Raw genomic sequence first — 25973 nt, 5'->3', positions numbered from 1 at the left:
GACGGGTCAGCCGTCGGCTCCCATCTCGGCGAGCACGGTGCGCAATCGCTCGTTGTCCGCCGGGGTCCAGCCGTCCGGCGCCAGGATCGCGCTCCACGCATCCGCGATGTCGACGACGTAGGTATGCCCGTGCCCGTCGGGGACGCCCGTCGACACCGCCATGTCCGCCGCAACTTGGAGGAACGTCACGAACGGGAACCATTGCGTGCTGTCCAGGACGTCGTACCCGCGCTCCTCCTTCAGCCAGTCGGGCTCGCTCACCAGCAGCTCCGGCGACCACCAGACGATCGGGTCGGACGCGTGCTGCAGGTACACCATCCGTGGCTTCCCCCACGGGGTGTCGGGGCGGGGCAGATCCTCCGGCGCCCGCGCACCGAAGCGCACGGTCTCGCCCTGCTCGTAGATCGGAAGCCATTCGGGTGAGCCGGGATCCCGGTTGGTCGTCACGTCGGTCCAGATCTCGTTCGCGTTCGGCGGTCCGGTGAACAGAACGCCGTCGGAACGCGCCTCGACGTCATCGACGCTGCCGAACGCGCTCTCGCCGCCGAAGGAGCCCAGGCTCTCCCCCATCACGACGAGTTTCGGACGGGTCTCCGGTGGCAACTGCTTCCACTTGTCGTACACCGCGTCGAATTGCGCCTCCCCCGCCTGGCGGGCCCGCTCCTTGTCCACGAGGAACGACAGCCAGCTGGGGAGATACGAGTACTGCAACCCGACGATCGCGGTGTCGCCGTTGTACATGTACTCGAGTGAGGAGGCGAGGCTCTCGTTGATCCATCCGGTGCCGGTGGTGGTCGCCACGCCGATCACCGCGCGATCGAACCCGCCGGCCCGTTCGAGTTCGTCCGCTGCCAGTTGGGCGCTCTCCCGGATCGAATCGCCACCGCTGGCGAGCCCGGCGTAGGTCCGGATCGGCTCCAGTGCGGGCCGTCCACCGTTGAAGGCGGACAGTTCCTCGACGGTCGGGCCACGCGAGATGAACGACCGGCCCTGCCTTCCCAGCGAATCCCACGTGACCAGCGATTCCGGTCCGCCCGAACGCAGCGGCGTCGTGGGCGGTTCGTCACCGGCCTTGGTCTCCTGGTTGACCGCGGCGAACGAATTGTTCAGCCCGGTCATGATCACGCGCACCGCCACCCCGTTGAGGAGTGCGAACAGCAGGGCCACCGTGAGTACGCCGATCACCGTCGCCGAGATCCGCCGGGGCACCACCCGGCTGATCTCGCGTTCGACCGACCGCACCGCCCGCAACAGCAGCCGGGAGATCGCAACCAACAGGACGAAGATCAGCACCGCCACGATCACCGTCACGACGTAGCCCGTCCACGGGAACGACGCGGCGCTCATCAGCGCCCGGAGCTCATCCTGCCAATTGGCGAACCACACCAGCATCGCCGCGGTCCCCATGATCCCGATCACCAATGCCCCCCGCCGAACCCAGGTCTTCACACGGTCCGACGGCTCCCGCCGCACGAGATGACGAACCAGAACGGAACCCAGAAATCCGAGGGCGTAGCCGACCGCCGCCGAGACGCCGGTGACCAATCCCTGGAAGAACGGACCCCGCGGCAGCAGCGTCGGTGTCAGCGACAGCCATACGAACAGGACTGCGACGACCAAGCCCCCGAACGCATACCGGTCCGGCAGCCAGCGGCGGTGGCGCGCGGGCGGTCGTGGCGATCCGGAATCGTCGGTCATCTCAACCTCTCGGTGACGGGGCGGACGCGACGATTCCTCGTGCCGCAGTTCGAGCAACGCCCTAGACGCTCTCCTCGTAGCCCGGATGCCACGTCGCCACGGCCCAGATGACGAACACGTCGAGCAGAATGATGACGATCGACCACAACGGGTAGTGGGGCAGCCACAGGAAATTCGCGAGTATCGACAACGCGCAGATCACCATTGCGCCGACACGGGCCCACGTCGCACCGGTGAACAGCATGACGCCGACGAGCGCGACGATCACGCCGAGTACGACGTGGATCCACCCCCACGCCGTCGTGTCGAACTGGTAGACGTATTCCGGCCCGGCCACGACCAGGTCGTCCTTCATCAGCGCCGAGATACCCGAGAGCACGTGCAGTATTCCGATAGTGAGCAAAACTATCGCTGCCACCATGGACGTGGCGGCGGCGACCCCCTGCTTGGCCAACGATTGATCGGACATGACGATCCCCTTCCCCGGATATGTGGTGGGATGCAGACATTGTCTGCCGCCGCGTCGCGCAAGGTCAACATCTGCCGGAGCGGGCATCTCGCTGACAGCAGGCGATCCCACGGAGGATACTTACATTCGCCAGTTCATTTCGTATGTTGACGAAAGAGGAACGGTCATGTCCGATGAATCGCTGGTCAAACAAGGTGTGGCAAAGGGAACCTCGATGGGCGGGGCGGTGCTCCTCGTCACCGTCGGCTTGCTCGAGTTCTTCCAGGGAATCTCGGCGATCGCCAAGGACGACGTCATCGTCGTCGGGGTCGAGTACACCTACAAATTCGACGTCACCGCGTGGGGATGGTTCCATCTCGTCTTCGGTGTGATCATCGCCGCTGTCGGCGCCGCACTGTTCACCGGAGCGACCTGGGCCCGGGTCGGCGCCATGGTGCTCTGCGCCGTCTCGATCTTCGTCAATTTCCTGTGGCTGCCGTACTACCCCCTGTGGGCGATCACGATCATCGCGTTGAATGCGGTAGTGATCTGGGCGGTTGCCACCTGGAACCCAGACGAGGCGTGACCGACCATGAACGAGGCCTCGAGCGCGGACGCACTCGGCAAGGACGAACGCGCCGAACTACTCCGGTTGCGCGACGAAGTCACCACCCTGCGAGCCCAGGCGGCAGGTGAAGCTGCCGGTGTTCCCGCCGAACCGGTTTCCCGCCCACCCCACAACGGGCTGCGCTGGACCGCGGTGACGATCCTGCTCGTGCTGGTCGCCGTCCTCGCGGTCGCGTCGGTCACCGCCCGCTTCACCCGCAGCCAGATCCTCGACACCGACCGCTACGTGAGCACGGTCGCGCCGCTGGGCTCGAATCCCGCACTGCAGACGGACATCACCAACCAGATCACCGACGAGATTTTCGCGCGAGTCGACGTCGAGGGTCTCACCACCGAAGCCCTCACCGCACTGACCGACGTGACGAATCTCGCCGCGAACGCGCCGCGCCTCGACAAGGCGGTCGTCGGCCTCGCACCGGTGCTCACCAGCCAGGCCAAGAACTTCGTCCACGACACCGTCAGCTCGCTCGTCCGATCCCAGCAGTTCGAAGACCTGTGGATCCAGGCGAACCGGGCCGCACACAACGCACTCGTGGCAGTGATGACGGGAAACTACGGCCTCAGCTCCGTAGAGGTCGACCAGAGCGGCACCGTCAGCATCTCCCTCGGCACCGTCATCGACCGCGTGAAATCGGAGCTCGCCGGGCGAGGGTTCGCATTCGCCGACAAGATCCCTTCGGTGGACAAGCAATTCGTGCTCTTCCAATCTCCCGAACTCGTGAAGGCGCAGCGCGCCGTCCGCGCACTCGACAAGGCCTCCGCGATCCTGCCGTGGCTGGGCATCGCCTGCGCCGCCGCCGCCGTGGCCGTCGCACCCACCGGCCGGAGGCTCCGCGCCCTCGCGCTCGTGGGACTTGCGATCGCTCTCGGAATGCTCGCTCTCGCCATCGGGATTCTCGTCGGACGGGCCATCTACCTCGACAGCGTCCCACCCGACGTCCTGTCGCCCGAAGCGGCGACGGCCGTTATCGACACGGTCCTCGTCCCGCTGCGGACGAGCCTGCGCGCGGTGGCGGTCCTGGGCCTGGTGATCGCACTCGGCGCCTACCTCATCGGTGGCTCGTCCTCTGCGACCGCCGTGCGCCGCGGCTACGGGCAGGCACTCGACTTCGTTCGGCGGTCCGGCAGCGGCCGGCCACCGAACGAGGTGGAGCGATGGGCCTACCAGCTCCGCATTCCGTTGCGCTGCGCGGTGATCGGTATCGCCGCGGTACTGCTGATGTTCTGGCGCTACCCCACCGGACTGGTCGTACTGTGGATCGTCATCATCGGCCTGTTGGCGCTCGTGGCGATCGAGTTGCTCATCCGTCCGGCCCGCACGTCCGCCGCGGCGACAGACGCTATGCCAGCGTCTTCGCCTTGATCGTCTGGGTGACGTGGGCACTCGGCGAACGCGGCCAAACCGAACGCGCGCCACACCCTCGAAACCGTCGATTGCGAGATATCGAGATGCTCGGCCACCGAGCGTGTGGACCAGTCTGTCTCGCCACCGCCGCACCGTGCCTCGGTTCAACCCCAGACTCTGCGCCACTTCGGTATTCGATCCACCATCGGCAGCAGCAAGGCTAATGCGCGACCGTACCGCCACACTTGCAGCGGTCTTGCGTCGCCGCGCCCACAGGACACTGGTGAACGCGCAGCGCAGCCGCCGCGGCTTCGGGCAGCCGCGGCGACGACAAACCCTATGCCAGCGTCTTCGCCTTGATCGACTGGAACTCCGCCTCGGTGATCGCCCCGGAATCGAGGAGCGCCTTGGCATCCGAGATCTGCTGAGCCGGAGACTGTCCTGCCACGTCCCGAATGTAGGTGTCCTGCGCCTGCTTCACTTGCTGGGCGGCAGCCATCGACCGCTTCGCCATGCCGTCGCTGTTGACGATCAGGTAGATCAGCGCCGACAGGAACGGAACGAAGAACAGGAAGAAGATCCAGATCGCCTTCACCCAACCCGAAGTGTCGCGGTCCCTGAACAGATCGGTGATGATCGAAAACAGCACCGTCAGGTACGCCACGAAGGCGAAACAGACGAAGATGAACCAGAAAAACTCCCAGAAGCCTTCCATTTTCGGCGCTCCGTCCACTCGGTGTTGCGGTCAGGAGGCCAGGATTCTGGCCTTCTCGCTGGCGAATTCTTCCTCGGTCAGAACCCCCTGAGTGCGGAGTTCACCGAGTTGTTTCAGGGCGGCAATACGATCCGTGCCGCCGGCCGGCGGTGCGGGCTGCGCCGGCGGTGGGGGCGGTGGGGGCGGGGCCTGCTGCTGCGGAGCAGGTTGGTTCGCAGCCCACCGCTGCCCTTGACGTCGCGAAACCCGGTTCGAGACGGCGGTCGCTGTGCCCGCCACCACGGCGGTTCGGGCGACGCCGCGCAGGAGTCCTGGCATGATGTGCTCCTCAGCTCTCGATTCGGCGGCCTTCAGCTGGCAGAGTCGAGCGCGTCGAGCGCCGCCAGAATGCCTTGTACGGGGATGCGCCCGGATGCCACGAGCTGGGCCCCCTCGCGCCGCAGGGCGGAGGCGAACGGTGCGGCCCAACAATTCTCGTAGACGAGAATCGCCCCGGAACACCCCGGTTCGAGCACCGCCGCGGCTTCCTCGAGATCGGTGCGGTCGATCAGGCCCGATGCCGCTTCGGCAAAGAGCGTCACGTCCACACCGCCCTCGAACCCGAGGTCCTCGATCGCGATACCCGACAGCGCTCCGTCGGGTTCCTTACGGACGAAGATCAGGTCGAGTACCCGGATGATGTTCCGATCGACGAGATCGATCAGCAGTGGTAGTGCAGAACCGTCGGGTTTCCGGTCTGCGGGGAACTCCACGACGAGATAGTCGATGGGCCCGAGTACATCCAGATCGTTGTCGTTCACCGCAGGACCTCTCTTCTGAAGACAGCAGCGGCAGCCACACGGGCCTTCGCCCAGTATCCATGAGCGAGTGCGGCACCGCTAGAGCACAAAGTCACCCGACCGATTCCGTCGCACGGGCGGCGAGGTCGCGCCGAGCCGCCTTCTCGACGAGAAGGGGGATGAAGTCGCGAACGCGGCTCTCCGCCAGGCGTTTGTGGACAGTGCGCACGATGTGCTCGATGTCGACCGACGAAACCGACGGATATCGAGTGATCAGGCGCTCGATGACCTTTTCGACTTGAAGCAGTTCGTCGTCCCCGGTCATCGATCAATCGTCATCCCGGCGGGCGGCTACCGTCAAGACACGAAATGAACTCTCGAACAACACGGTTCGGTTCCGCTCGACGTATGTGCGGGATCCTGGAATGAATCCAGTATCCAACGGCGTCCGGAAATATCGTTTCACGACTGCGGCGGGGGTGGAACGGCGGACAATGGGGGGTACCGGGCCGCCGGCTCGCGGTAGAGAACTCGCGGTAGAGAAAGGGACTGTCATGTCCGAGACATCATCGGTCAAACAGGGCGTCGCGGCAGGCACCTCGATCGGGGCAGCCATCATCCTCGTCACGGTCGGCATCATCCAGTTCTTCCAAGGGGTCGCCGCGGTCGCCGAGAACGAAGTCTTCGTCGTCGGTATCGAATACGTCTACAAGCTGGACCTGACGACGTGGGGCTGGATCCACATCGTGCTGGGCATCGTGGTCCTGGGGGTCGGACTCGCGTTGTTCACCGGAGCGGGCTGGGCGCGGGTATCGGCGATCGTGGTCGCGGCCGTGTCGATTCTCGCCAACTTCCTGTGGCTGCCGTACTACCCGTGGTGGTCGCTGCTCATCATCGCACTCGACGTCGTCGTCATCTGGGCCGTGTCGACCTGGAAGCCGGATCGGGTCTGACACCCGGCAGAGCGGGAGAGACCGTGGGAAAGAAGAGCAAGCGCAGGGCCGGAGGCGAACTGTCCCGGCCCGACGCCGCCGAGCCGACCGCACCGATGAAGAACAAGGAGTACCGGCGACTCCTGAAACCCCTCCATGCCGAACTCGTCGCGCTGCAGGAGTGGGTGAAGTCATCCGGCGCGAAGGTGTGCGTCGTCTTCGAGGGTCGTGACACCGCGGGCAAGGGCGGCGTCATCAAGGCGATCACCGAACGGGTGAGCCCGCGGGTGTTCCGGGTGGTCGCGCTGCCCGCCCCCACCGAGCGCGAGAAGTCGCAGATGTATGTGCAGCGGTACCTGCCGCACCTGCCCGCCGGCGGAGAGGTCGTCATCTTCGACCGCAGTTGGTACAACCGTGCAGGGGTCGAACGGGTGCTCGGCTTCTGCACCGAGGAAGAAGCCGAGCACTTCCTCCAACTGATCCCGACGGTCGAACGCTCGATGGTCGACTCGGGAGTCATCCTGCTCAAGTACTGGCTGGAAGTGAGCGAGGAACAGCAGACGATGCGCCTGCAGAGCCGGATGGACGACCCCCGAAAGTACTGGAAGCTGTCGGAGCTCGACCTGAAGTCGTACAGCCGCTGGTACGACTACTCCCGCGCGCGGGACGAGATGTTCCACTTCACCGACACCGGCTGGGCACCCTGGTACGTCGCGAACAACGACGACAAGAAACGCGGACGGCTCAACGTCATCAGCCACTTGCTGAGCCAGGTCCCGTACGAGCCGCTGGACCGCCCCGACCTCACCCTGCCGAAGCGGCAGAAAGCGGAGGGCTATCAGGAACCGGCGCAACCCCTGCACTGGATTCCCACTCCTTTCTGAGAGTCCGAGACACGCGAAGGACGAGTGGTCATGGTCACCAGAGAACCCGCCCCGGCGCACACACCTATCACCGCAGAGTCGCGGACGGCCTGGCACGCCCAGGACGCCGCGGTCGTCGTGTCCACACTCGCCACCGACCGGCAGTCGGGTCTGCTCGACGGCGAGGCCGACGAACGACGCCGCCGGTACGGCCCCAACTCGATCGCGGCCGAGCCTGCGCCGTCGGCATGGTCGATCGCGCTGCTGCAGCTGAAGGATCCGATGAACCTGATGCTCGTCGCGGTGGCGATCGTCAGCGTGGTCATCGGCGAGGTTCCGACGGCGATCATCGTCGCGGCACTCGTCGTGCTCAACGTCGTGCTGGGCACGCGGCAGGAACTGAAGGCGCGCGCCAGCGTGGACGCGCTGGCGCGGATGCAGACGCCGCAGGCACGCGTGATTCGCGGTGGCACGCTGGTCCAGCTCGACGCGACCGACCTCGTGCCCGGGGACGTCGTCGCACTCGAGGCGGGCGACATCGTTCCCGCCGACGGCCGTTTGCTCACGTCGGCCACTCTCGAAACCCAGGAGGCGGCGCTTACGGGGGAGAGCGCGCCCATCGCGAAGGACCCGCAGACTCTCGCCGGCGCCGACGTCTCCCTCGGTGACCGCAGCGACATGGTGTTCCAGAACACCTCCGTCACCCGCGGCACCGCCACCATGGTCGTCACGGAGACGGGCATGCACACGGAGATGGGCCGGATCGCGTCGATGCTCTCCGCGGTCGCGCCGAGCAAATCTCCACTGCAGCGTGAACTGGACTCGCTCACCAAGGTGCTCGGCATCATCGCGTGGACGGCGGTCGCGATCATCGTGATCATCGGCGTGCTGCGCGGGGACAGCGTCACGACGCTCCTGCTGCTGGGCATCTCGATGGGCGTCTCCGCCATCCCGACGGGCCTGCCGACGTTCGTCCAGGCGATGCTGGCGTTCGGTGCACGCCAGCTCGCCGACGCCAAGGCCGTCGTGAAGAACCTCACCGACGTCGAGACGCTCGGCGCCACGAGCGCGATCAACTCCGACAAGACCGGCACGCTGACGATGAACCAGATGACCGTGCGGTCGCTGTACTTCCACTGCCGCTGGTACACGGTGGAGGGCGAGGGCTACAGCAAGTCGGGGAAGATCACGCAGGTTGCGGGAGAATCGGTTCCGGACTTCACCCTGCTCGCTTACGGGTTGTGCCTCGACAGCGACGCCACCGTCTCCGACAGCGGGGAGGTCGTCGGCGATCCGACGGAGGCCGCACTGGTGGTCCTCGCCGCGAAGATCGGCGTCGACGCGCCGCTCACCCGGCGAACATATCCGCGCGTCGCCGAGGTGCCGTTCGACTCCGCCTACAAATTCATGGCGACGTTCCACCACCTGCAGATCGACGGCACCACCCGGTTCGTCGAGCTCGTCAAGGGCGGGCCCGACGTGGTTTTGGCGCGGTGTACGACCGCGTACCGGCCCGGCCGCCAGGCGGTGCCCGTCGACGAAGTCCGGGACGAACTGACGGCAGCGAACCAAGCCCTGTCCGAGAAGGGACTTCGCGTGCTGGCGTTCGCGGTTCGCCGGCTGGACGGGCAGGAGGATGCCGCGACCGCCGACCCGATGTCGTTCGTCGAGGACCTCACATTCGTCGGCATGGTCGGCATCATCGACCCCCTTCGGCCGGAAGCGATCGACGCCGTGCGCACGGCCCACGAGGCCGGCATCGACGTCCGCATGATCACCGGCGACCACGCCGTCACCGCATCCGCGATCGGCGCCGAACTCGGGCTCGGACCGGGGGCGATCGGTGGAACCGAGCTCGCAGCCATGAGCGACGACGAACTCGCGGCGGCGCTGCCGAACCTGCACGTGTTCGGACGCGTCACCCCCCAGGACAAGCTGCGCCTGGCCGACCTCATGCAGAAGGGCGGCGCGATCGTCGCGATGACCGGCGACGCCGTCAACGACGCCGCCGCACTGAAGAAGGCCGACATCGGCGTGGCGATGGGATCGGGCAGCGAAGTCACGAAACAGGCGGGCAAGATGGTGCTCACCGACGACAACTTCGGAACCCTGATCACGGCAATCCAGCTGGGCCGCAGCATTTACGACAAGATCGTGTCGTACATCCGCTACCAGATGTCGAAGCTGTTCTCGCTGGTGCTGCTGTTCCTCGTCGCGAGCATCTTCGACATCAACGACGGGGTCGCGCTGACCCCGCTCATGGTGTTGTTCCAGCACTTCTTCATCACGCTGTTCCCCGTCGCCGTCATCATGCTCGACCCGGCGCCGCCGAACCTGATGAACCAGCCACCCCGTGACCCCGGGATGCCGATCGCCAATCGGAAGGCGTTCGTGCAGTGGTTCGCCTACGGTGTCCTGCAGTTCGCCGTCACCCTCGCTGCGATGCTCCTCGCCCCCGGTGACATGAGCACGACCGAGGCGAACGTCCCGATGACCATGGCGTTCGTGGTGTTGTCGATCGGATCGATTCTCGCCGGACTCGTCATGCGCCGCGATCCGGAATCCGGCCTCACCGCACCCATCCTCGGCGCACTGAAGATCCTGTCGATCCCGCTCGTCGTCACCGTGTGCGCGGTGGAACTCGGGTTCCTCCAGGACCTTCTCATGACGACCTCGCTGACGGGCGGCCAGTGGCTCGCCTGCCTCGGCTGGTCGCTGATCATTCCGGTGGTCGTGGAGGCGGAGAAAGCTCTCCGCCGCCGGCGGCACGCGCGGCCGATCGCACCGATCTCCGCCGCAGCCGCAGTCGATCCTCAACGCGCGCGCTGAAACCGGCATCATGTCCTGGACAGGAAGTCTCGCGCAGTTGCCCGGGATCGCGACGGCACGGGTGTACCGCCGCGAGTGGCTGCGGCCCGACATCACCGCCGGACTCGTCCTCACCGCACTGCTCATCCCCGCGGGGATGGGGTACGCGGAGGCTGCCGGGTTGCCCGCCTACGCCGGGCTGTACGCCACGATCGTCCCTCTGCTCGCGTACGCGGTGGTGGGTCCGTCGAAAATCCTGGTTCTCGGACCGGATTCGTCGCTCGCGCCGCTCATCGCCGCGGCGGTCCTGCCCCTCGCCGTCACCGACGATCCGGAGAGCGCCCTGGCCCTCGCAGGCATCCTGGGCGTCCTGATGGGCCTCATCCTCCTGGTCGGCGGGTTCCTGCATCTCGGCTTCGTGACCGAATTGCTGTCGAAGCCCATCCGGCTCGGGTACCTGAATGCGATCGCGTTGATCGTCGTCGTCGGCCAGTTACCCAAACTGCTCGGGTTCGACGTCGATGCGTCCGGACTCATCGGGGAGATCGGCGGGATCGGAAAGGCCGTGTTCGGGGGCGACATCGACCCCGTCGCCGCCGCGGTGGGTCTCGGCTCCCTCGCCGTCATCGTGGCGTTCCGCATCTGGATTCCCCGCGTCCCGGGCGTTCTGGTGGCGGTGGTCGGGGCGATGATCCTGTCGGCGGCGCTCGGGCTGACCGACGACATCGGGATGGTCGGCGCCCTCCCCGCGGGCCTGCCGCTGCCGTCGTTCGGCGGCGTCGACTGGGGCGACGTGGGACAACTCGTCGGACCAGCCGCCGGAATCGCCCTGATCGCGTTCGCCGACACGGGGGTGCTCTCGCGCACGTTCGCCGCCCGGCGCGGCGAAGATGTCAACGGCAGCACCGAGATGAAGGCGGTCGGCGTCGCCAACATCGCGGGCGGGCTGTTCGGCGGCTTCCCGATCTCGGCCAGCGGGTCCCGCACGCCGGTGGCCGAACAGAGTGGCGCCCGCACGCAATTGGCGTGTGTCGTCGGCGCCGTCGCGGTGCTGGTCTTCGTCCTCGTCGCCCCCGGTGTCACCGCATACCTCCCCGACGCCACGCTGGGCGCCGTGGTGATCGTCGCGGCCACGGCGCTGGTCGACGTGAACGGCATGGTCCGCATGTGGCGGATGAGCAGCGTGGAGTTCGGGCTCGCCGTCGCCGCGTTCCTCGGGGTCGCCCTGGTGGGTGTGCTGCAGGGCATCCTCGTCGCGATCGGGCTGTCCTTCGTCGCCGTGGTCGCGCAGGCCTGGCAGCCGTACCGCACCGAACTCGTCCGGACGGCGGACCGGCCGGGCTTCCACGACGTCGAACGCCACCCCGGCGGGGACCGCATCCCCGGACTGGTGCTGGTGCGCTTCGACGCTCCCCTGTTCTTCGCGAACGGTGAGATCTTCGACGAGTACGTGCGTTCGGTGGTCGCGGAGGCGCCGACCCCGGTCGAGTGGGTCGTGATCGCCGCCGAGCCGATCACCGGACTCGACACCACCGCCGTCGACGAACTCGTCGACCTCGACACCTACCTCGAGGGCAAGGGAATCCAGCTGGCGTTCGCGGAGATGAAGGGCCCGATCAAGGATCGGCTCATCCGGTTCGGGGTGGGCGACAGGTTCGACGCCACGCACTTCTACCCGACCATCGACTCCGCGGTGGCGGCATTCCGCGACCGGGCCGGAAGCGCCGGGGATCCGGCCGAAGACTGATTCGCTCAGACGGCCTGGCCGCGAAAGGTCCTGCGATACGCCGACGGCGGAACCCCCAGCACCGCACCCATGTGCTGCCGCAGGGAGGTGCCGGTGCCGAACCCGACCTCACGGGCGATGACGTCGACGGACAGGTCGGTGGTCTCGAGGAGCTGGCGCGCACGGTCGACCCGTCGGGTGGTCAGCCAGCGGTTCGGGGTGGTGCCGACCTCCTCGCCGAAGCGCCGGGTGAACGTGCGGACGCTCATGTTCGCGTGCGCCGCCAACCGGTTCAGCGCCAGCGGTTCGCCGAGGCGCTCCAGCGCCCACTCGCGGGTCGCCGCGGTCGACTCCGACGTGGTCTCCGGGATCGGCCGCTCGATGTACTGGGCCTGCCCGCCGTCGCGCCACGGTGGGACGACGCATCGGCGCGCCACCCGGTTGGCGACGTCCGACCCGTGGTCGCGGCGCACGATGTGCAGGCAGAGGTCCAGTCCGGCGGCGACGCCCGCCGAGGTGAGGATGTGGCCCTCGTCGACGAACAGCACGTCGGGGTCGACCCGGACCTGCGGATAGGTGCGCTGGAAGTGCTCGGTGTTGCGCCAGTGGGTGGTGGCGCGCAGGCCGTCGAGCAACCCCGCCGCGGCGAGGACGTACGAACCCGTGCAGATCGAGACGTACCGCGTGCCGGGCCGGACGAATGCGAGGGCCCGCTCGAGGTCGGCGGGCAGATGGCCTTCGTCGTACGCCGGGCCGAGTTCGTAGGACGCGGGGATCACGACCGTGTCGGCCTCGGTCAGCAACTCCGGGCCGTGGTCGACGGACACCGAGAAGTCGGCGTCCGAGCGCACCGGCCGTCCGTCGGCCGTGCACGTCTGCACGTCGTACAGCAGATTCCCGTCGGTGTCGTGCGCCCGTCCGAAGACCCGCGACGGGATTCCGAGTTCGAACGGGATCACACCGTTCAGGGCGAGCACGACCACCCGATGAGGCACAACCATGGCCAGATTCTTTCACATGTTGTCATTCCGGCAACTGTTCCGGCGCGGCGCCGTCCCGCAGACTTACCGTCGTGACGTCCGACATCGCGCCCCCGGCATCTCCCGCCCAGACGGCCCCGCCGCGCCTGCACTACGCCTGGCTCGTCGCGGCTGTCGCGTTCCTCGCCCTCGTGGGAGCCGCCAGCTTCCGGGCGGCGCCCTCGATCCTGATCGACCCCCTGCACCAGGACTTCGGCTGGTCGCGGGCGAGCATCTCGTCCGCCGTGTCGATCAACCTGGTGCTCTACGGGCTGACGTCGCCGTTCGCGGCGGCGCTCATGGAACGCTTCGGCATGCGCCGGGTGGTCACCGCCGCGCTGGTCCTGGTGTCCGCCGGCAGCGGACTGACCGTCTTCATGACCGCCACCTGGCAACTCGTACTGCTGTGGGGCGTGCTCGTCGGGCTCGGCACCGGCTCGATGGCACTCGCCTTCGTCGCCACCGTCGTCGACCGCTGGTTCGTCGCCCGCCGCGGCCTCGTCACCGGCATCCTCACCGCAGGCAGCGCCGCCGGACAGCTGGTGTTCCTGCCGATCCTCGCGATGGTCGCCGAACGCTACAACTGGCAGACCGTGGCGCTGACGGTGTCGTTCGCCGCCCTCGCCGTCGTCCCGCTGGTGCTCGTGTTCCTGCGCAACCGGCCGTCGGACGTCGGGACGGTCCCGTACGGCGCCGGGCCCGGCTACGTCGCGGAACCACCCGCCCCGACCGGTCGCGGCGGCGCCGCGGGCCGGGCCGTGACGGTACTGCTGTCGGCGGCTCGGACCCGCGTGTTCTGGTTGCTGGCCGGCACGTTCGCCATCTGCGGGGCGAGCACCAACGGACTCGTCGGCACCCATTTCGTCCCGGCCGCGCACGACCACGGCATGCCGGTGACGGCGGCGGCGACCCTGCTGGCGGTGATCGGGATCTTCGACGTGATCGGCACCATCGCGTCGGGCTGGTTCACCGACCGGTTCGACTCACGCAAGCTCCTCGGCATCTACTACGTGCTGCGCGGGATCTCGCTGATGCTGCTGCCGATCCTGTTCGCGAACACCGTGCACCCGCCGATGATCGCGTTCGTCATCTTCTACGGCCTCGACTGGGTGGCGACCGTCCCCCCGACCGTCGCGCTGTGCCGCAAACACTTCGGCAGCGACGCCCCCATCGTGTTCGGCTGGGTGCTGGCGTCCCACCAGATCGGCGCCGGCCTCGTGGCGTTCCTCGCGGGACTGGTGCGCGACCAGTTCGGCGGCTACGACGCCGCGTTCTACGTCGCGGGCGGGCTGTGCGCGATCGCGGCCGTGATGTCTCTGGCCATCGTCGCGAAACCCCGCAGGGTGGCGTCCGGGGTCGCTTGACCCGCGCCGAAACCACTCCCCGGAGCGCCCCCGGTTCCTAAGATCGGTACATGGCAGCTCAGCGCGCATCGGACGAAGTCATTGACCGCTCCAAGATCGAGAATCGGGCTCCGTCGGTAGCCGCACTGTTCGTGGACCGGGTGGCGCACTCACCCGGTCGCGAAGCGTTCCGATACGTCGACCCGGACGACCCGACGATGTGGGCGAGCGTCACGTGGTCCGAGGCGGGCGACCGGGTGCGCAACCTCGCGGCCGGTCTCATCGTCCTCGGCGTGCAGGCCGAGCAACGGGTGGCGCTGGCGTCCGCCACCCGCTACGAATGGGTGCTCGCCGACCTCGCCGTGATGTGCGCGGGCGCGGCCACCACCACCGTGTACCCCACCACCACGGCCGCCGACGTCGCCTACATCGTCGCGAACTCCGGCAGCCGCGTCGTCTTCGCAGAGGACGACAAGCAACTCGCCAAGCTGCGCGAGAACCGCAGCGAACTCGGCGACGTCGAGAAGGTCGTCCTCATCGACGGCAGCCCCGGCGACGACGACTGGGTCATCACGTTCGACCAGCTACACGACCTCGGCGAAGAACTGCTGGCCGAGACACCCGACGCCGTGCACGACCGGATCGAGGCCATCGACCCCGACGACCTCGCCACCCTGATCTACACGTCCGGCACCACCGGCAAGCCGAAGGGTGTGCGACTGTCACACTCGGCGTGGACGTACGAGGCCGCGGCGATCGACGCCACCGGCATCCTCGACGCCGACGACCTGCAATACCTCTGGCTCCCGCTGTCCCACGTGTTCGGGAAGGTCCTGCTCACGCTGCCGCTGCAGATCGGTTTCGCGACGGCGGTCGACGGCCGCGTCGACAAGATCGTCGAGAACCTCGCGGTCGTCCAGCCCACGTTCATGGGCGCCGCCCCCCGCATCTTCGAGAAGGCGTACGCGCGGATCGTCTCCACCGTCCGCGACGAGGGCGGGCCGAAGGAGAAGATCTTCGACTGGGCCATCGGCGTCGGGCTGCGGGTGTCGAAGGCCAAGCAGGCCGGCAAGAGTCCGTCGCTGCTCGACTCGCTACAGCACGCCGTCGCGGATCGGCTGGTGTACAGCACGATTCGCGAACGCTTCGGCGGCCGCCTGAAGTTCTTCATCTCCGGGTCCGCGGCGCTCAATCGTGATGTCGCGCAATGGTTCGACGCCGTCGGCATCGTCGTCCTCGAAGGGTACGGACTGTCCGAGACCAGTGCCGCCTCGTTCGTCAACCGCCCGTCGGCATACCAGTTCGGCACCGTCGGCTGGCCCATCCCGGGCACCGAGACCCGGATCGCCGACGACGGCGAAATCCTCATCAAGGGTCCGGGCGTCATGAGCGGCTACCACGAGAACCCCGAGGCCACAGCCGAAGCGCTCACCGACGAAGGCTGGTTCCGCACCGGCGACATCGGCGAACTCGACGACAAGGGCTATCTGCGGATCACCGACCGCAAGAAGGACATGTTCAAGACGTCCAACGGCAAATACGTCGCACCGTCCGCGCTGGCGGCCACGTTCAAGGGCATCTGCCCCTACGTCGGTGAACTCATCGTCGACGGCGAAGGGAAGTCGTACTGCGTCGCCCTGATCTCCCTCGACGCCGAATCGATCGAAGAATGGGCGAAGAACAACAACCTGGGCGGCAAATCTCTCGCCGAGATCGCCAACGCCCAGGAGACCCGCAACCTGATCGGAGGTTACGTCGAGGAACTCAACGCCGGACTGAACCGGTGGGAACAGATCAAGAAGTTCCGCATCCTCGAACGGGAACTCACCGTCGAGAACGGCGAGATCACCCCGAGCATGAAACTCAAGCGCAAGGTCGTGATGACCAACTTCTCGGGCGAACTGGAAAATCTCTACACCTGAGTTGACCCTCACGCGACGTAAGGCTGCACGGTAGGAGTCGTGAGCGAGAAACACACGGTCGGCGTGGTCGCCAGACTGGTCGGAGTGAGTGTGCGCACCCTGCACCACTACGACGAGATCGGTCTGGTGACCCCGTCCGACCGCACCCCCGGTGGGTACCGCAGCTATTCGGGCGCCGACGTGGAACGTCTGCACCGCGTACTGACGTACCGCGAACTGGGATTCCCCCTCGAGGAGATCGCAGCCCTCCTCGACGACCCGGACGTCGATGCCCTCGCGCATCTTCGGCGACAGCACGCGTTGCTGAGCGAACGGATCGATCGCCTGCACGAGATGGCTGCAGCCGTGGAGAAGATGATGGAGGCGAAAAGCATGGGCATTCAACTCACCCCCGAAGAGCAGAACGAAATCTTCGGCGACAACTGGCCCGGCGAGGAGTACGCGGCCGAGGCCGAGGAGCGGTGGGGCGACACCGACGCGTGGAAGCAGTCCCAGCAGCGCACCGCGAAGATGAGCAAGGACGACTGGAAGCGCATCAAGGCCGAGGGCGACGCGGTCGAAGCCGCACTCGCACAGGCGATGACCGACGGCGTCGCACCCGGATCCGATCGCGCCGACGCACTTGCCGAGCAGCACCGCGCCGGCATCGAACGGTTTTACGACTGCGATCACGCGATGCAGGTGAACCTCGCCGAGATGTACCTCGCCGACAATCGCTTCCGCAGGCACTACGACGACGTCGCCCCCGGCCTGGCGCAGTACGTGCGGGACGTCATCGTCGCGAATGCGGAGAAGCAGTAGCACTATCCTGAAACGCATGTCCGATCCGCAGCGTCCCAGCCCCAGTCAGTACGTCGGGTATCTGTTCGGTCGGACGCTGCCGGATTCGATGCAGGACTGGGTCCGCAACGACCTCGTCGGGCCGGGCGCGTCGGTGCGGTACGTGCTCCGTTTCATGCTTCCCGTCGCCGCGGTGCTGGCGTTGTTCCTCCTCATCCCCGGTCCGATCTGGATTCCGCTGGCGATGATGGCCCTGCTGCTGCTCCCGTTGCTCTACTTTGCGGTCGCGCTGATGAACATCTACCGTCGCCACCGTCTGCTCAGCCACGGCCTCGATCCGGACCTCGTCGGTGAGAAAGCGCAGCGCCGCGCCGACCGCACCCGCGAGGACTATGAACGCCGCCACGGCCGCACCGAGGACCGGTAACTGCAGGGTGACGCATCACACCGCCCCTCCGGGAGTGATGCAGCGCACGTGAACGATCGATAAGTAATGCGTTAAAGTGGCGAACGTCCGAGTGGGTACTCCCACGAACCGCGTACCCCACAGGGTGCAGCGCAGGTTCCGACAGCCTCGACGGGAAGAGCAGTCATAGATGACAGTCACAGATTCGGCGGTCACGCCCGATATTCACACGACGGCGGGAAAGCTCGCCGACCTGCGTAATCGTCAGGCCGAGGCGCAGCACCCGAGCGGTGAAGCCGCGGTCGACAAGGTCCACGCCAAGGGCAAGCTCACCGCCCGCGAACGCATCACCGCGTTGTTGGACGAGGGCTCCTTCGTCGAACTCGACGCCCTCGCCCGCCACCGCAGCGTGAACTTCGGCCTCGCCGACAACCGCCCCGTCGGCGACGGCGTCGTCACCGGCTACGGCACCGTCGACGGCCGCGACGTCTGCGTCTTCTCGCAGGACGCCACCGTCTTCGGCGGCTCCCTCGGCGAAATCTACGGCGAAAAAATCGTCAAGGTCATGGACCTCGCCCTCAAAACCGGGCGCCCCCTGATCGGCATCAACGAAGGCGCCGGCGCCCGCATCCAGGAAGGCGTCGTCTCCCTCGGCCTCTACGGCGAAATCTTCCACCGCAACGTCCAGGCCTCCGGCGTCATCCCCCAGATCTCGCTGATCATGGGCCCCGCCGCCGGCGGCCACGTCTACTCCCCCGCCCTGACCGACTTCGTCGTCATGGTCGACCAGACCTCCCAGATGTTCGTCACCGGCCCCGACGTCATCAAGACCGTCACCGGCGAAGACGTCACCATGGAAGACCTGGGTGGCGCGCACACCCACATGGTCAAATCCGGCGTCGCCCACTACGTCGCCTCCGGCGAACAGGACGCCCTCGACTACGTCAAGGACCTCCTCTCCTACCTGCCCAGCAACAATCAGGCCGCCGCCCCCCGGATGCTGCCCACCGACCCGATCACCGGCGCCATCGAGGACTCCCTCACCGCCGAGGACCTCGAACTCGACACCCTGATCCCGGACTCGGCGAACCAGCCCTACGACATGCACGAGGTCATCCGCCGCATCCTCGACGACGACGAATTCCTCGAGGTCCAGGCCGAACGCGCCGGCAACATCGTCGTCGGCTTCGGCCGCGTCGACGGCCGCTCCGTCGGGATCGTCGCGAACCAGCCCACCGTCTTCGCCGGCTGCCTCGACATCGACGCCTCCGAAAAAGCCGCCCGCTTCGTGCGCACCTGCGACGCGTTCAACGTCCCGATCATCACCCTCGTCGACGTCCCGGGGTTCCTGCCCGGCACCGACCAGGAATACAACGGCATCATCCGCCGCGGCGCGAAACTGCTCTACGCCTACGGTGAGGCCACCGTCGGCAAGATCACCGTCATCACCCGCAAGGCCTACGGCGGCGCCTACGACGTGATGGGCTCCAAGCACATGGGCGCCGACGTCAACCTGGCCTGGCCCACCGCCCAGATCGCCGTGATGGGCGCCTCCGGCGCCGTCGGGTTCGTCTACCGCAAACGCCTGCTCGAGGCCGCCAAAAACGGCGACGACGTCGACGCCCTGCGTTTGCAACTGCAGCAGGAATACGAGGACACCCTCGTCAACCCGTACGTCGCCGCCGAACGCGGCTACGTCGACGCCGTCATCCCCCCGTCCCACACCCGCGGACAGATCGTGGCCGCCCTGCGCCTGCTCGAACGCAAAATGGTCACCCTCCCGCCCAAGAAGCATGGGAACATCCCGCTGTGACCGCGGAGTTGGTCGTCGACGAGGTGCTCGACGAGATCGCGCTGGGCTCCGGCATCGCCGAAGAGTCGCCGGCGGCGCCGGCCGTGACGTTCTCGGGCAACCCGAGCGACACGGACATCGCCGCGGTGCTCGCAGTGTTCGCTGCGATCGCCTCGTCCGGTTCCGCGGCGGAAACGCCCGCGTCCGATGACGATTCGTGGGGCACCCCCGCCCTCATTCTGCGTCGGCAAGTAGCCGCCGCTGCCGTCCTGGTCAACGCAGGCTACTGAAACTGTAGAAAAGGGAAGACATTTCGATGAGTAGTGCACGTATTTCCAAGGTGCTCGTCGCGAACCGCGGTGAGATCGCAGTGCGGGTGATCCGGGCCGCCGCCGACGCCGGCCTGGCCAGCGTCGCCGTCTACGCCGAACCCGACGCCGACGCCCCGTTCGTGCGCCTGGCCGACGAAGCCTTCGCCCTCGGCGGACAGACCTCCGCCGAGTCCTACCTAGTGTTCGACAAAATTTTGGACGCCGCCGCCAAATCCGGTGCCGACGCCATCCACCCCGGCTACGGCTTCCTCTCCGAGAACGCCGACTTCGCCCAGGCCGTGCTCGACGCCGGCCTGATCTGGATCGGCCCGTCCCCGCAGTCGATCCGCGACCTCGGCGACAAGGTCACCGCCCGCCACATCGCCGAAAAGGCGAAGGCCCCGATGGCCGCCGGCACCAAGGACCCCGTCAAGAACGCCGACGAGGTCGTCGCCTTCGCCAAGGAATACGGCGTCCCCGTCGCCATCAAGGCCGCCTTCGGCGGCGGCGGGCGCGGCATGAAGGTCGCCCACACCATCGAGGAAATCCCCGAACTGTTCGACTCCGCCACCCGCGAGGCCGTCGCCGCGTTCGGCCGCGGCGAATGCTTCGTCGAACAGTATCTGGACAAGGCCCGGCACGTCGAAGCGCAGGTCATCGCCGACCAGCACGGCAACGTCATCGTCGCCGGCACCCGCGACTGCTCCCTGCAGCGCCGCTTCCAGAAACTCGTCGAGGAGGCCCCCGCCCCGTTCCTCACCGACGACCAGCGCGCCCGGATCCACTCCTCCGCGAAGGCCATCTGCAAGGAGGCCGGATACTACGGCGCCGGCACCGTCGAATACCTCGTCCAGGGCGACACCGTCTCCTTCCTCGAGGTCAACACCCGCCTGCAGGTCGAACACCCCGTCACCGAGGAAACCGCCGGCATCGACCTGGTGCTGCAGCAGTTCAAGATCGCCAACGGCGAACACCTCGACCTCACCGAGGACCCCACCCCCGCGGGCACGCCTTCGAGTTCCGCATCAACGGCGAGGACGCCGGCCGCGGCTTCCTGCCCGCCCCCGGACCGGTCACCAAGTTCGTGCCCCCCACCGGCCCCGGCGTGCGAATGGACTCCGGCGTCGAAACCGGATCCGTCATCGGCGGCCAGTTCGACTCCATGCTCGCCAAGCTGATCGTCACCGGCGCCACCCGCGACGAGGCCCTCGCCCGGGCCCGCCGCGCCCTCGCCGAATTCCAGGTCGAAGGCCTGGCCACGGTCATCCCGTTCCACCGGGCCATCGTCTCCGACCCCGCCTTCATCGGCGACGGCACCGGCTTCGACGTCTACACCAAGTGGATCGAAACCGAATGGGACAACCAGGTCGAACCGTTCACCGGCGGCGCCCCGCTCGACGACGAGGAGAACCTGCCCCGGCAGAACGTCGTCGTCGAGGTCGGCGGCCGCCGCGTCGAGGTGTCGCTGCCCGGCCAGTTCACCCTCGGCACCGGCGGCGCCCCCGCCGGCCCGGCCCGCAAGAAGCCCAAGGCCCGCACCCGCGGCGGCGCCGCCGGCGGCGCCGCGTCCGGTGACGCCGTCACCGCCCCCATGCAGGGCACCGTCGTCAAGGTCGCCGTCGAAGAAGGCCAGCAAGTCGCCGAGGGCGACCTCATCGCCGTCCTCGAGGCCATGAAAATGGAAAACCCCGTCAACGCCCACAAGGCCGGCACCGTCACCGGCCTCGCCGTCGAACCCGGCTCCGCCATCACCCAGGGCACCGTCCTCGCAGAGCTGAAGTAGCTGTGAGTACTTGTTAACCGCCCGCGGTTAACAAGTACTCACGGGTGGCGGCCGTGCATGGCGGTCGTCACCCGGGCCGCGGCGTCGCGGACCAATTCTCCGATTTCCGCCGTGCGCACCCCCGACATCGGCCGGGACGCATCGGCGACGCACAGCACGACAGCCGGTTCACCGTCGCGGTCGAACGCCGCCGCGTTGATCGACAGCGGCTGGTAGCTGCCCTCCGGGTCGATGTCGCCGACCACCGCATCCGCCGACAGCAGTTTGCGCGCCTCCCGCAGCGCGACGGTCGAGCGGTGCCCGCCCACTCCGCGACCGCGGAGTTCCGACACCGCATCCGCCAGCGAATGCTGTTGCTGCTGCATGCATTCCATCGCATATCCGCGCTCGCGGACGAGCGCGAGGGCCGGCTCGTACGTCGCGCGCAGCACGTCCACGTCGACACCCAGGCTCTGCCCGCCGAGGGCGTACCACTCGTCGCGCTGCTCCTGCGGATACCAGGCCGCGATTCCCGAACCGATGGGCGGCACCAGCAGCACCTTGTCGCCGAGACGCAACCCGAGGGTTCCCCGGCGCCCGCCGACCGGTTGCACCACCTCCGCGACCACCACGTCGCTTCCCGATTGCACGAACGCGATGGACGCCATATCGGACGCGTCGGCCAGTTCGTGCATCACCGACCGCGCGAGGTCGACGACGTCCGTGGCGGTCTCCGCGGCACGCCCGACCGGGATCAGTGCGGGACCGAGACGGTACGTCTTGCGGGTGGGGTGCCGGATGAGCCAGCCGGCTTCGGTCAGTGCGACGACCATCGGGTAGCAGGTCGCCTTCGCGACGCCGAGGTGCCGGGCGATGTCGGCGAGGCTCCGGGGCGTCTCCGGCTCGTCGGCGAGGAGTTCCGTCAACATCACGATGCGGTCGGTCTGCGGGGAATTTCGTGCCATGTGTTTGCATAATGCCACTCTGGCGTCGCACTGTGACAGGGGATACAGTCGAGCCATCTGAACGATCGCTAAATTGCCTGGCCATCTGTCACAGCCGCTGCAGGAAGTGAAACTCATGAAACGCTTCGACCTACGTCGCCGGACCGACCGCCTCGACCCCGAGACGCAGTACGAAGAGATCGCCCGGATTCTCGCCACGCAGGAGTTTCCCTGGGACATCAACCAGGCCCTCAGCTTCGCGCTGTTCCGGACGTACGCGGTGCCCACCATCGGCAGGCTGCTGTTCGAGACCGGCGAATTCACCGAGCGCGTGCAGAAACGCTACGACGACACCGGCCTGATCCTCGACGCGGTCCTCGAACACGGCCTCACCAGCGAGCCCGGTCGCGCCGGCATTCGCCGGATGAACCAGATGCACGGCTCCTACGACATCTCCAACGACGACATGCGGTACGTGCTGTCGACGTTCGTGGTGATCCCGGCGCGCTGGATCGAAGACTTCGGCTGGCGGAAACTCACCCACAACGAGATCGTCGGTTCCACCAACTACTACCGTGCGCTCGGCAAGTACATGGGCATCAAGGAGATTCCCGAGACCTTCGAGGCGTTCGAGAAGTTCCTGGACGACTACGAGCGGGAACACTTCCTCTTCGACCTGGGCGGCCGCGCCGTCGCCGACTCCACGCTCGACCTCCTCTGCACGTTCCCACCGAACAATCTCGCTCCCGCCGCCCTGATCAAGCGGTTCTCCTGGGCGCTCATGGACGATCCCCTTCTCGACGCGTTCGCCTACTGCAGGCCGTCCCGCCTCGTGCGGACACTGTCCCGGGGCGCGTTGAAGGCCCGCGCCCGCCTCGTCCGGTTCTATCCCGTGCGCACCGTGCCCAAGTTCGCCCGCGACCTCCCCAACATTCGCAGCTACCCGACCGGGTACGAAGTGGAGAAACTGGGCACCTTCCCCCGAACCTGTCCCGTGCAGCACACCAACGGTACGGTCCCGCCGGAAAACACCGCATCCCGAACAGCTTTGGACGCCTGATCGACGTAAAGCCGTGTGTTCGAACTATTCTCGGACACACGGCGAATGAGGGTGGGCAACTCCCGGTTCTGCCGTAACGTGGCTGCGCGTAGCGACCGTCGACAGGAAGGGATTGTGTGAACTTCACGCGAGGGACCCTGACCATTGCCGCACTGGCCGGAGCGGCCACACTTGCTCTGGCGCCCACGGCAACCGCCGCCACCACCTACCAGATCACCGTCATTCCGCCGATCGGCACCGTCCGCGCCAACAATCTGGTGACGCTCGGGACGCTGGTCACTCCCACCCCGACCGGCACGGACGGGTCCACCCCGGTCGAGCTGGAACTCAGCGACCCCTCCGGCGACGTGACCGCGCAGTCGATCCCCCTCACCCTCGGTGCCGGGACGGCCGCGATCCGGACCCACGAGGCCGGCCGCTACTCCGTCGTGTTCACGTTCGCCCCGCCGAACGGCACCCCCGCCGAGGCGACGGCGCAGTTCGACGTCGTCGCGTCATCGGGTCTGGGGAGCTGAAACCCGCACCCTGCCGGGGCGCATCGCCGGTCAGACGTCGGCGGTGCGCCTCTTCTTCGGCTTGACGGGAAGCTCGGTGGAGCCGACCGTCTTCATGGCGATCTCGACGTACTTGCGGGCCACGGCGTCCGGGGTCAGCTTGCCCTCGGCGTGGTACCAGCGCGGAATCGACTGGCACATGCCGAGAAGCGCCCGCGTGGTCTCCGCGGCGTCTGCCACGTCGAACAGTTCCCGCTTCTTGCCTTCCTTGACGATCTCGAGGACCAGTTCCTCCACGCCCTTGCGGACGATGCGGTACCGCTGCCGGTTCTCCGGGCTCAGGTAGCGCACCTCGCTCTCGAGCGCCGCCAGGCGGGACCGCATGGTCATCCGCAGCACGATCGCCTCGATCACGTTGGCGAGTCGTTGCACCGGATCGTCGCCGCCGTCGGCGCTCGCGGCGTGGGCCCGCTCGAGGACGTCGCTGGTGGAGAGTTCGAGAAGCGCGAGGAGAACGGCTTCCTTGTTCTCGTGGTGGTAGTAGAGAGCGGGTACCGTGACACCGACTCGGCGGGCGATGTCGCGCACCGAGGTGCCGTGGAAGCCGTGTTCGTAGAACGCGTCGAGGGAGGCGCTGAGGATCGGCGTCAACTTCGTGGGTTCGAGGCGGCGCCAGTCTGCCGCGTTGCCGACCTCGATGGGCGGCGTCGCACCCTTGGATGAGCTGACCATCAAAGACCTATCTACCGCTCGCTATGCCAGGACGGGTCAAGTGTAGCTGTAAAGGTAGTCGGCGAAGGTCTGCGGCGGGCGCCCGGTGAGCGCCTCGACGTCGCCCGTCACCACCGCCAACTCGCCGGCCGCGATCGCTGCGTACGAGGTCACCCACCCTGCGACCTCGAATTCCGGCGCCCCGTAGTGGGCCCGGGACGCGTACGCCTCCTCCAGGGTCTCGTTCTCGAAACGCACCGAACGTCCGGTCACCCTCGTGATCGTCTCCGCGGCCTCGGTGAGGGTGAACGCGTCGGGTCCGGTCAGCCGGTAGGTGACGCCGTCGTGGTCGCCGTTACCGGTAGTGAGGACGGCCGTCACGGCATCGGCGACGTCGCCGGGTGCTACCGCGCTCACCCGGCCGTCCCCGGCAGGTCCCCGGATGACGCCCTGATCGTCGGCCATCAGCGGAATCATCGACTGATACCAGCCGTCCTGCAGGAACGTGAACTTCAGGCCGCTCTCCCGGATGTGCTGCTCCGTGAAGTAGTGGTCGCGGCCGAACGTGAACGTGCACTCCGGCGCCGCACCCAGAAACGACAGGTAGACGATCCGCTCCACCCCGGCGGCACGGGCCGCGTCCACAGCGGTGCGGTGCTCCTCGCGCCGGGTCGCGCTCTCGTGACCCGAGACGAGGAACAGCAACCGGACACCGTCCAGCGCGGCCGTCATCGCCGGACCGTCGGCGTACGTGGCCACGGCGAACGCGGAGTCGAAATGCTCGGCCAGCGGCTCGAGCCGCTGCGCGTTCCGCCCGATCAGCCGCACACCCGCGCCGCCGCCGAGCCTCTCGAGCACCTTGCCGCCGACGGACCCGGTGGCTCCAGTCACTGCAATGGTCATGGCTCGCATTCTCCCAGCGCCGGACCTCTATCCTGGCGCGTATGACTGAACCCGTGGCAACCGCTGACCTGGCAGACGAGATCGGACCCGACATCCGGAGCTGCGACACGCAGTTCATCCAGTTCGGCGGCCGTGAAGTGTTCTCCGGCCCCATCACCACCATCAAGTGCTTCCAGGACAACCTGCTGGTCAAGCAGACCCTCGGCGAGCCCGGCAACGGCGGCGTCCTCGTGGTCGACGGCGACGCCAGCATCCACACCGCGCTGGTCGGCGACATCATCGCCGGTCGCGGCGTCGACAACGGCTGGGCCGGCGTGATCGTCAACGGCGCGGTCCGCGACTCGGCGATCCTGAAGACCCTGGACATCGGCGTCAAGGCACTCGGCACCAACCCCCGCAAGAGCACCCAGACCGGCTCCGGTGAGAAGAACGTCCCGATCGAGATCGGCGGCGTGACGTTCAACCCCGGCGAGACCGTCTACAGCGATCAGGACGGCGTCGTCGTCCGCTGAGTGCGCGCTCTGCACGTTACGACCTCGGTGCGGATCCGAACGTCTATCGTTGTGCGTGGTCGGGTCTCGTTCC

At 67.3% G+C, this 25973-nt stretch carries 25 protein-coding genes and 2 pseudogenes; 16 read left to right on the top strand and 11 right to left on the bottom strand.

Going from position 1 to position 25973, the window contains the following annotated elements:
* Positions 1 to 6: 6 nt before the first annotated feature.
* Together I1A62_RS27690 and I1A62_RS27685 are read right to left on the bottom strand one after the other, a co-directional pair.
* Positions 7 to 1698, bottom strand: coding sequence for an alpha/beta-hydrolase family protein (locus tag I1A62_RS27690; protein ID WP_219455458.1), 1692 nt, complete (start codon positions 1696 to 1698; stop codon positions 7 to 9).
* A 61-nt stretch (positions 1699 to 1759) separates the two neighbouring features.
* A complete protein-coding gene (locus I1A62_RS27685; RefSeq protein ID WP_219455456.1) occupies positions 1760 to 2167 on the bottom strand; it encodes a hypothetical protein in 408 nt (135 codons plus the stop codon).
* Between the two features lie 166 nt (positions 2168 to 2333).
* Between I1A62_RS27685 and I1A62_RS27680 the strand changes: the two genes are divergently transcribed.
* Positions 2334 to 2732, top strand: a complete 399-nt coding sequence (locus tag I1A62_RS27680) for a hypothetical protein (protein WP_219455455.1) — start codon at positions 2334 to 2336, stop codon at positions 2730 to 2732.
* A 6-nt stretch (positions 2733 to 2738) separates the two neighbouring features.
* The gene (locus tag I1A62_RS27675; RefSeq protein WP_219455453.1) at positions 2739 to 4136 is read left to right on the top strand and encodes a hypothetical protein; all 1398 of its coding nucleotides are present in this window, start codon (positions 2739 to 2741) and stop codon (positions 4134 to 4136) included.
* 32 nt (positions 4137 to 4168) lie between these two features.
* On the opposite strand, the pseudogene I1A62_RS27670 reads toward I1A62_RS27675, so the two are convergent.
* From I1A62_RS27670 to I1A62_RS27650, 5 genes and pseudogenes are all read right to left on the bottom strand, one after another.
* Positions 4169 to 4391 (bottom strand): annotated as a pseudogene (locus tag I1A62_RS27670) (helix-turn-helix domain-containing protein); the annotation flags it as partial.
* Positions 4392 to 4455: 64 nt separating this feature from the next.
* The gene (locus tag I1A62_RS27665; protein ID WP_072943820.1) at positions 4456 to 4833 is read right to left on the bottom strand and encodes an SHOCT domain-containing protein; all 378 of its coding nucleotides are present in this window, start codon (positions 4831 to 4833) and stop codon (positions 4456 to 4458) included.
* A gap of 30 nt (positions 4834 to 4863) precedes the next feature.
* Entirely contained in the window at positions 4864 to 5151 is a 288-nt protein-coding gene (locus I1A62_RS27660) for an SHOCT domain-containing protein (protein WP_124391804.1), read from the bottom strand.
* 32 nt (positions 5152 to 5183) lie between these two features.
* A complete protein-coding gene (locus I1A62_RS27655) occupies positions 5184 to 5633 on the bottom strand; it encodes a DUF6325 family protein (RefSeq protein WP_124391803.1) in 450 nt (149 codons plus the stop codon).
* Positions 5634 to 5724: 91 nt separating this feature from the next.
* Positions 5725 to 5937 (bottom strand): three-helix bundle dimerization domain-containing protein, encoded by a 213-nt coding sequence (locus I1A62_RS27650; RefSeq protein WP_124391802.1) that lies wholly within the window; start codon positions 5935 to 5937, stop codon positions 5725 to 5727.
* A 229-nt stretch (positions 5938 to 6166) separates the two neighbouring features.
* On the opposite strand from I1A62_RS27650, the gene I1A62_RS27645 reads away from it, so the two are divergent.
* From I1A62_RS27645 to I1A62_RS27630, 4 genes are read left to right on the top strand one after another with little or no spacing between them, the layout of a single operon-like run.
* Entirely contained in the window at positions 6167 to 6565 is a 399-nt protein-coding gene (locus tag I1A62_RS27645) for a hypothetical protein (RefSeq protein WP_219455451.1), read from the top strand.
* Positions 6566 to 6588: 23 nt separating this feature from the next.
* Entirely contained in the window at positions 6589 to 7428 is an 840-nt protein-coding gene (ppk2, locus tag I1A62_RS27640; protein ID WP_219455449.1) for a polyphosphate kinase 2, read from the top strand.
* Positions 7429 to 7458: 30 nt separating this feature from the next.
* Positions 7459 to 10236, top strand: coding sequence for a cation-transporting P-type ATPase (locus I1A62_RS27635; RefSeq protein ID WP_219455447.1), 2778 nt, complete (start codon positions 7459 to 7461; stop codon positions 10234 to 10236).
* Positions 10237 to 10246: 10 nt separating this feature from the next.
* The gene (locus I1A62_RS27630; protein ID WP_124391798.1) at positions 10247 to 11962 is read left to right on the top strand and encodes a SulP family inorganic anion transporter; all 1716 of its coding nucleotides are present in this window, start codon (positions 10247 to 10249) and stop codon (positions 11960 to 11962) included.
* Between the two features lie 5 nt (positions 11963 to 11967).
* Here I1A62_RS27630 and I1A62_RS27625 read toward each other — a convergent pair whose 3' ends face one another.
* Complete coding sequence (locus I1A62_RS27625) at positions 11968 to 12942, bottom strand: GlxA family transcriptional regulator (protein ID WP_219455445.1); 975 nt, start codon at positions 12940 to 12942, stop codon at positions 11968 to 11970.
* Positions 12943 to 13013: 71 nt separating this feature from the next.
* Here I1A62_RS27625 and I1A62_RS27620 point away from each other — a divergent pair, with 71 nt between their 5' ends.
* From I1A62_RS27620 to I1A62_RS27590, 7 genes and pseudogenes are all read left to right on the top strand, one after another.
* Positions 13014 to 14324 (top strand): MFS transporter, encoded by a 1311-nt coding sequence (locus I1A62_RS27620; RefSeq protein ID WP_219455444.1) that lies wholly within the window; start codon positions 13014 to 13016, stop codon positions 14322 to 14324.
* A 50-nt stretch (positions 14325 to 14374) separates the two neighbouring features.
* Positions 14375 to 16225, top strand: a complete 1851-nt coding sequence (locus I1A62_RS27615) for a long-chain fatty acid--CoA ligase (RefSeq protein ID WP_219455443.1) — start codon at positions 14375 to 14377, stop codon at positions 16223 to 16225.
* 39 nt (positions 16226 to 16264) lie between these two features.
* Entirely contained in the window at positions 16265 to 17026 is a 762-nt protein-coding gene (locus I1A62_RS27610; RefSeq protein WP_124391794.1) for a MerR family transcriptional regulator, read from the top strand.
* Positions 17027 to 17042: 16 nt separating this feature from the next.
* The gene (locus I1A62_RS27605; protein WP_192581843.1) at positions 17043 to 17432 is read left to right on the top strand and encodes a DUF5313 family protein; all 390 of its coding nucleotides are present in this window, start codon (positions 17043 to 17045) and stop codon (positions 17430 to 17432) included.
* A gap of 169 nt (positions 17433 to 17601) precedes the next feature.
* A complete protein-coding gene (locus I1A62_RS27600) occupies positions 17602 to 19224 on the top strand; it encodes an acyl-CoA carboxylase subunit beta (protein WP_095865491.1) in 1623 nt (540 codons plus the stop codon).
* A complete protein-coding gene (locus I1A62_RS27595) occupies positions 19221 to 19493 on the top strand; it encodes an acyl-CoA carboxylase subunit epsilon (protein ID WP_124396601.1) in 273 nt (90 codons plus the stop codon). Before I1A62_RS27600 ends, I1A62_RS27595 begins: the two co-directional genes overlap by 4 nt.
* A gap of 26 nt (positions 19494 to 19519) precedes the next feature.
* Positions 19520 to 21297, top strand: a pseudogene (locus tag I1A62_RS27590) (biotin carboxylase N-terminal domain-containing protein).
* Positions 21298 to 21335: 38 nt separating this feature from the next.
* Here the strand turns inward: I1A62_RS27590 and I1A62_RS27585 are convergent.
* Entirely contained in the window at positions 21336 to 22241 is a 906-nt protein-coding gene (locus I1A62_RS27585; protein WP_219455441.1) for an IclR family transcriptional regulator, read from the bottom strand.
* 115 nt (positions 22242 to 22356) lie between these two features.
* On the opposite strand from I1A62_RS27585, the gene I1A62_RS27580 reads away from it, so the two are divergent.
* Positions 22357 to 23280 (top strand): oxygenase MpaB family protein, encoded by a 924-nt coding sequence (locus tag I1A62_RS27580; RefSeq protein WP_219455439.1) that lies wholly within the window; start codon positions 22357 to 22359, stop codon positions 23278 to 23280.
* A 116-nt stretch (positions 23281 to 23396) separates the two neighbouring features.
* Positions 23397 to 23795 carry a hypothetical protein gene (locus tag I1A62_RS27575; RefSeq protein WP_219455437.1) on the top strand — a complete coding sequence of 133 codons (399 nt, stop codon included), beginning with the start codon at positions 23397 to 23399 and terminating at the stop codon, positions 23793 to 23795.
* Positions 23796 to 23825: 30 nt separating this feature from the next.
* Here I1A62_RS27575 and I1A62_RS27570 read toward each other — a convergent pair whose 3' ends face one another.
* Together I1A62_RS27570 and I1A62_RS27565 are read right to left on the bottom strand one after the other, a co-directional pair.
* Positions 23826 to 24506: a TetR/AcrR family transcriptional regulator gene (locus I1A62_RS27570; RefSeq protein WP_124392303.1), complete on the bottom strand. Its 681-nt coding sequence runs from the start codon at positions 24504 to 24506 to the stop codon at positions 23826 to 23828.
* A 36-nt stretch (positions 24507 to 24542) separates the two neighbouring features.
* Positions 24543 to 25388 (bottom strand): SDR family oxidoreductase, encoded by an 846-nt coding sequence (locus I1A62_RS27565; RefSeq protein WP_124392304.1) that lies wholly within the window; start codon positions 25386 to 25388, stop codon positions 24543 to 24545.
* A gap of 41 nt (positions 25389 to 25429) precedes the next feature.
* On the opposite strand from I1A62_RS27565, the gene rraA reads away from it, so the two are divergent.
* Positions 25430 to 25900, top strand: coding sequence for a ribonuclease E activity regulator RraA (rraA, locus tag I1A62_RS27560; protein ID WP_005563989.1), 471 nt, complete (start codon positions 25430 to 25432; stop codon positions 25898 to 25900).
* Positions 25901 to 25973 lie beyond the last annotated feature (73 nt).

Source organism: Rhodococcus sp. USK10 (assembly GCF_019378875.1).
Lineage (GTDB): Bacteria > Actinomycetota > Actinomycetes > Mycobacteriales > Mycobacteriaceae > Rhodococcus_F > Rhodococcus_F pseudokoreensis.
Note: the sequence above shows the minus strand (reverse complement) of the source record. Positions and strands in the feature narration are given on the sequence as shown.